This window comes from Streptomyces sp. NPDC048197, from assembly GCF_043202395.1.
Taxonomy (GTDB): Bacteria; Actinomycetota; Actinomycetes; order Streptomycetales; family Streptomycetaceae; genus Streptomyces; species Streptomyces siderophoricus.
On record NZ_JBIDAJ010000001.1, the window covers coordinates 614988 to 620987 of the forward strand.

Annotated in this window: 3 protein-coding genes; 2 read left to right on the forward strand and 1 reads right to left on the reverse strand. The window is 70.9% G+C overall.

Going from position 1 to position 6000, the window contains the following annotated elements:
- The first annotated feature begins 257 nt into the window (after positions 1-257).
- Positions 258-2021, forward strand: a complete 1764-nt coding sequence (gene aspS / locus ACGF4C_RS02765; protein ID WP_393562675.1) for an aspartate--tRNA ligase — start codon at positions 258-260, stop codon at positions 2019-2021.
- A gap of 192 nt (positions 2022-2213) precedes the next feature.
- Entirely contained in the window at positions 2214-3962 is a 1749-nt protein-coding gene (locus ACGF4C_RS02770; RefSeq protein WP_393562676.1) for a hypothetical protein, read from the forward strand.
- Positions 3963-4072: 110 nt separating this feature from the next.
- On the opposite strand, the gene metG is transcribed toward ACGF4C_RS02770, so the two are convergent.
- Complete coding sequence (gene metG / locus ACGF4C_RS02775; RefSeq protein ID WP_362137818.1) at positions 4073-5788, reverse strand: methionine--tRNA ligase; 1716 nt, start codon at positions 5786-5788, stop codon at positions 4073-4075.
- Positions 5789-6000 lie beyond the last annotated feature (212 nt).

Genomic DNA, 6000 nt, shown 5'->3' on the forward strand with positions numbered 1-6000 from the left:
CTCGTCGCAGTCGCCGCCCCCGGCACACCCCGGTGATCGCGCCGGAATCGTGCCGCGAACCCCCCGGGAATCGCTGATGCGTATATGTCAACGAAGTGCCGGGTGCCGGGGCGGTAACCTGGAGCGGTTATGTCAATCCTGGGGTGGCCTTTCGGGTGATCCACGGGGAGAGCGGCCGGGCGTCCGCACCGGATCCCGACCCCCGCCCCCCTCCCGACAACTCCTCACCTCGACACTCGCGACGACTTGGATGAGCGATGCACCGGTACCGGTCCCATAACTGCGGCGAGCTCCGAGCCGCGGACGTCGACACCGACGTCCGCCTCAGCGGCTGGCTGCACAATCGTCGTGACCTGGGCGGCATCCTCTTCATCGATCTGCGCGACCACTACGGTCTCGTCCAGCTCGTGGCCCGCCCCGGCACCCCCGGCGCCGAGGCGCTCGACAAGCTGACGAAGGAGACGGTCGTCCGCGTCGACGGCAAGGTCGTCTCCCGCGGCGCCGAGAACGTCAACCCGGAGCTGCCCACCGGCGAGATCGAGATCGAGGTCACCGAGGTCGAGGTCCTGGGCGCGGCCCAGCAGATCCCGTTCACGATCAACGCGGACGACGGCGTCAACGAGGAGCGGCGCCTGGAGTACCGCTTCCTCGACCTGCGCCGCGAGCGGATGCACCGCAACATCATGCTGCGCTCGGCGGTCATCGCGTCCATCCGTCAGAAGATGGTCGCCCTCGGCTTCAACGAGATGGCCACGCCGATCCTCAGCGCCACCTCCCCGGAGGGCGCCCGCGACTTCGTCGTGCCGTCCCGTCTCCACCCGGGCAAGTTCTACGCGCTGCCGCAGGCCCCGCAGCAGTTCAAGCAGCTGCTGATGATCTCGGGCTTCGACCGGTACTTCCAGATCGCCCCGTGCTTCCGCGACGAGGACGCCCGCGCGGACCGCTCGCCGGGCGAGTTCTACCAGCTCGACGTCGAGATGTCCTTCGTCGAGCAGGAGGACGTCTTCCAGCCGGTCGAGAAGCTGATGACCGAGCTGTTCGAGGAGTTCGGCGGCGGCCGGCACGTCACCTCACCGTTCCCGCGCATCCCGTTCCGAGAGGCGATGCTGAAGTACGGCTCCGACAAGCCGGACCTGCGCACCCAGCTCGAACTGGTCGACATCACCGACGTCTTCGAGGGCTCGGAGTTCAAGGCGTTCGCGGGCAAGCACGTCCGCGCGCTGCCGGTGCCGGCCGTCCAGGACCAGCCGCGCAAGTTCTTCGACCAGCTCGGCGACTACGCGGTCCAGCAGGGCGCCAAGGGCCTGGCCTGGGTGCGCGTCGGCGAGGACGGCTCGCTGACCGGCCCGATCGCCAAGTTCCTCACCGAGGAGAACGTCAAGGTCCTCACCGAGCGCCTCGGGCTGGAGGCCGGCCACGCGGTCTTCTTCGGCGCGGGCGGGTTCGACGAGGTCTCGAAGATCATGGGCGCGGTCCGCGTCGAGGCCGCCAAGCGCGCCGGCCACTTCGAGGAGAACGTCTTCCGCTTCTGCTGGATCGTCGACTTCCCGATGTACGAGCGGGACGAGGAGACCGGCAAGATCGACTTCTCGCACAACCCCTTCTCGATGCCGCAGGGCGGCATGAAGGACCTGGAGGAGAAGGACCCGCTGGACATCCTGGGCTGGCAGTACGACATCGTCTGCAACGGCGTCGAGCTGTCCTCCGGCGCGATCCGGAACCACGAGCCGGACATCATGATCAAGGCCTTCGAGATCGCGGGCTACGACCGTGAGACCGTCGAGGAGAAGTTCGCGGGCATGCTGCGCGCCTTCCGCTTCGGCGCCCCGCCGCACGGCGGTATCGCCCCCGGCGTCGACCGCATCGTCATGCTGCTCGCGGACGAGCCGAACATCCGCGAGACCATCGCGTTCCCGCTGAACGGCAACGCGCAGGACCTGATGATGGGCGCGCCGACCGAGCTGGAAGAGACCCGGCTCAAGGAGCTCCACCTCAACGTCCGCAAGCCGCAGGTGAAGTAGCCCTCACCGGCAGGGGCCGGACCGGCTCCCGCCAGGCCGCAGGGGCGGTGTTTCACGTCGTTCGTTTCACGTGAAACACCGCCCCTCGCCATGTCGCGACCCGGTGCCTCGGGCATGCACCGCGCGGCGTCCTGTGCTCCAACCGCACCACACATGTGGCCGGTCGGGCGCCACCCCCGCAGGGTGGTGCCCATGCAGCAAGCCAGCCTCCTCCCCGGCACGACCGGCCTGGGCCCGCGGGACCGTCCGACGCGCCCCGCACCGGGCAGTGATCTGCGATGGCTGATCACCGTGGCCGCCGTCTTCACCGCCGGGCAGCTCTATTTCGCCGTCGCCACCCCCGGCCTGGGATGGGACGAGACGGTCTACGTCAGCCAGGTCGATCCGCACACCCCGGCTGCGTACTTCAGCGCCCCGCGCGCCCGCGGCGTCACCCTCCTCCTCGCCCCGGTCGTCGCCCTCACGACCTCGGCCCCCGTGCTGCACTGCTACCTCGCGCTGCTCTCCGGCGCCGGGCTCCTGCTCACCCTCTGCATCTGGCGGCGCCTGCTGCCGCCGCCCGTCCCGGCGCTCGGCGGCGCGCTGTTCGCCGGGCTGTGGGTCACCCTCTTCTACGGACCGCAGGCCATGCCCAACCTGTGGGTCGGCTACGCCGCGCTCATCGCCACCGGCTGCTTCCTGCTCGCCGTGCGCCAGCCGCCCGTACAGCTGGCCCCGGAGGCCGGCCGGGGCGCCGCCACCGGCCTGGCCGCCGCGGTGGCACTGGTCGCGCTGATGCGCCCCACCGACGCCGTATGGCTGGCCGTTCCGCTCTTCCTGGCCGGGCTCGTCGTACCTACCTGGCGCCGGTCCACCGTCCTGCTCGCCCTCCCGGCCGGTCTCGCCCTCGGATGCGCCGAGTGGATCATCGAGGCGTACGTCTCCTACGGCGGCTTCGCCGCCCGGCTGCGGCAGGCCGCGGAGATCCAGGGCGGCCTCGGCTGGCACCCGTCCTTCGCCGACCACGCCCGGGCGCTCCAGGGCAAGACCCTGTGCCGCCCCTGCCATCTGGCCTGGGACCATCCGGTGGCGGCGGCATGGTGGTGCGCGCTCCCGCTGGCCGTGCTCGGCGCGGTCTGGGCCGCGGTACGCGCCCGCGAACCCGGCGGCGCGCTGCACCGCTACGGACCGGTGTGGCCGCCCGGCCACGGACCGCACTCCGCCCGGCGCGACGGCCTCTGGCTCGACCCCGTACGGCTGGGCAGCCTGGTCCTGGACGCGGCCCGGGCCAACCGCCTCGCCACCGGCGGCGCGGGGCAGCGGGACGGGCAGACCTGGCCGACCCTCCGCCTCCACGACCCCGACGGCTCGCTGCACCGTTACGGCGCGGCACCCGTCGTGCTCCCGTCCCTGGTCGGCCTCTGCCTCGCCGCCCCCTACCTCCTGGCGGTCGACTACGCCGCCCCGCGCTTCCTGCTGCCGGCGTACGCCCTGCTGATGATGCCCGCCGCCTGGTTCCTGTGCCGGCTGACCCTCCTCCCCCGCCGGCGGCACGCCGCGGCGGTGGCCCTGCTGGCCCTCGTCCTGCTGGGCCATGAGGCGGTCCAGCTGGCGATCCTGCACAAGATGCAGCGCGGAACGGTACGCGCCCAGACCGACATCGGCCGGATCGCCCGGACCCTGCGCACCGCCGGTCTCCGGCCGCCGTGCGCCGTCAGCGGTGAGGAGGCGGTCCGCGTGGCGTACCAGGCCGGCTGCGCGTCCCGCCAGCCCGCCGGCCACGACGCCAGCATCACCCCGGCCGCGCTGACCCGGCTCGGCAGCCGCAGCCCCGCCGCTGTCCTCCTCGTGTCCGGCCGGCGGCCCCCGCACTACGCCCGCGGTTGGCGCAAGGTCTCCCTCCCGCCGACCCCCGGCCTGAAGCGGCTGACCGCCTACGTCTCACCGGCCACCAAGCCCTGAGCGCCGTCCGCCCAGAGCCGGCCCCACAAAGCACATGCGCCCGTCCCACCCTCAAGGGCGGGACGGGCGCATACAGGCAGGGGGACCGGTCGCTCACCGGACCAGGAGGGTCAGCCCTCCGCACCACCGAAACGCTCGCGGTACGAGTCCAGGTCTTCCTCGGTGATCTTCGCGAAGAGCACCGGCGGCACCGTGAACGGCGTCCCCGCCGGCACCGACGCCAGCGCCTTCGCCTCGTCCTGCGAGACCCACACGGCGGTGTCGTCCGCCAGCGCGAACGCGCTCCGCATCGCCTTCGCCGACGCCGGGATGAACGGCTCGGAGACCACCGCGTACAGGTGGATCAGGTTCATCGCGGTGCGCAGCGTCAGCGCCGCCGCGTCCTTGTCCGTCTTGATCTCCAGCCAGGGGGCCTTCTCCTCCAGGTAGGAGTTGCCCGCGCTCCACAGGGCGCGCAGCGAGGCCGACGCCTTGCGGAACTGCAGCGCCTCCATGTGGCCCTCGTACTCCGCCAGCAGCCCGGCGATCTCCTCGCCCAGCTTCTGCTCCGCGGCACCGGCCTCGGCACCCGCCGGAACCTCGTCGCCGAACCGCTTGCGGGAGAACGACAGCACCCGGTTGACGAAGTTGCCGAGCGTGTCCGCGAGGTCCTTGTTCACCGACGACGAGAACAGCTCCCAGGTGAAGGAGGTGTCGTCCGACTCCGGCGCGTGGGCCATCAGGAAGTAGCGCCAGTAGTCGGCCGGCAGCAGCTCCAGCGCCGCGTCCGTGAAGACGCCCCGGCGCTGCGAGGTGGAGAACTTCCCGCCGTAGTAGTTCAGCCAGTTGAAGGCCTTGAGGAAGTCGACCTTCTTCCACGGCTCACGGGTCCCCAGCTGCGTCGCCGGGAACATCACGCTGTGGAACGGCACGTTGTCCTTGGCCATGAATTCCGTGTAGCGGACGTCCTCGGCCTCGTACCACCACGACTTCCAGTCGCGATTCTCCGGGTCGACGTCGGCCCACTCCTTCGTCGCGCCGATGTACTCGATCGGTGCGTCGAACCAGACGTAGAAGACCTTGCCCTCGGCCGCCAGCTCCGGCCACACGTCCGCCGGCACCGGGACGCCCCAGTCCAGGTCACGGGTGATCGCCCGGTCCTGCAGGCCCTCGGTCAGCCACTTGTGCGCGATCGAGGACGCGAGGGTCGGCCACTCCTTGCTGCCGTTGCCCTCCAGCCAGCCCTCGACCTCGTGCTGCAGCTTCGACTGGAGCAGGAACAGGTGCTTGGTCTCCCGCACCTCCAGGTCACCGCTGCCGCTGATCGCCGACCGGGCGTCGATCAGGTCGGTCGGGTCCAGCACCCGGGTGCAGTTCTCGCACTGGTCGCCGCGCGCCTTGTCGTAGCCGCAGTGCGGACAGGTGCCGACGATGTAGCGGTCGGGCAGGAAGCGCTCGTCGGCGTTGGAGTAGACCTGCCGGATGGCGCGCTCCTCGATGAAGCCGTTCTCCTGCAGCTTGCGCGCGAAGTGCTGGGTGAGCTCGACGTTCTCCGGCGAGGAACTCCGCCCGAAGTAGTCGAACCGCAGCCCGAAGCCCTCGTAGATCGCCTTCTGCTTCTCGTGCTGCTCACCGCAGAACGCATCGACCGACTGCCCGGCCTCCTTCGCCGCCAGCTCGGCCGGGGTCCCGTGCTCGTCCGTCGCACAGATGTAGAGCACGTCGTGCCCCCGCTGCCGCAGATACCGGGAATACACGTCGGCCGGGAGCATGGACCCCACCATGTTGCCCAGGTGCTTGATCCCGTTGATGTACGGAAGGGCGCTGGTGATGAGGTGTCGAGCCATTGCCGGCTGCTCCCAAGTCGCTACGGTGAGTGAGGATTTGCTTTACGGAACGTCAATATCGTACTGGACGGGGTGGGGGTGCCGGCGCGGCTGTTTGCAGTGCGGACGCGGCCGCGGGCGGGGCGGGGGGGCCCGCCCCCGGCGGGGGGGGGGGGGGGGGGCGGGCCGGGGCCGGGGACCAGATGGACATGTGGGGGGGGGGCACCGGGTGA

Bases quoted from the DNA above. Each gene is read 5' to 3' on its own strand.
- metG (WP_362137818.1), bottom strand. From the start codon at position 5,788: ATGGCTCGACACCTCATCACCAGCGCCCTTCCGTACATCAACGGGATC.
- ACGF4C_RS02770 (WP_393562676.1), top strand. From the start codon at position 2,214: ATGCAGCAAGCCAGCCTCCTCCCCGGCACGACCGGCCTGGGCCCGCGG.
- aspS (WP_393562675.1), top strand. From the start codon at position 258: ATGCACCGGTACCGGTCCCATAACTGCGGCGAGCTCCGAGCCGCGGAC.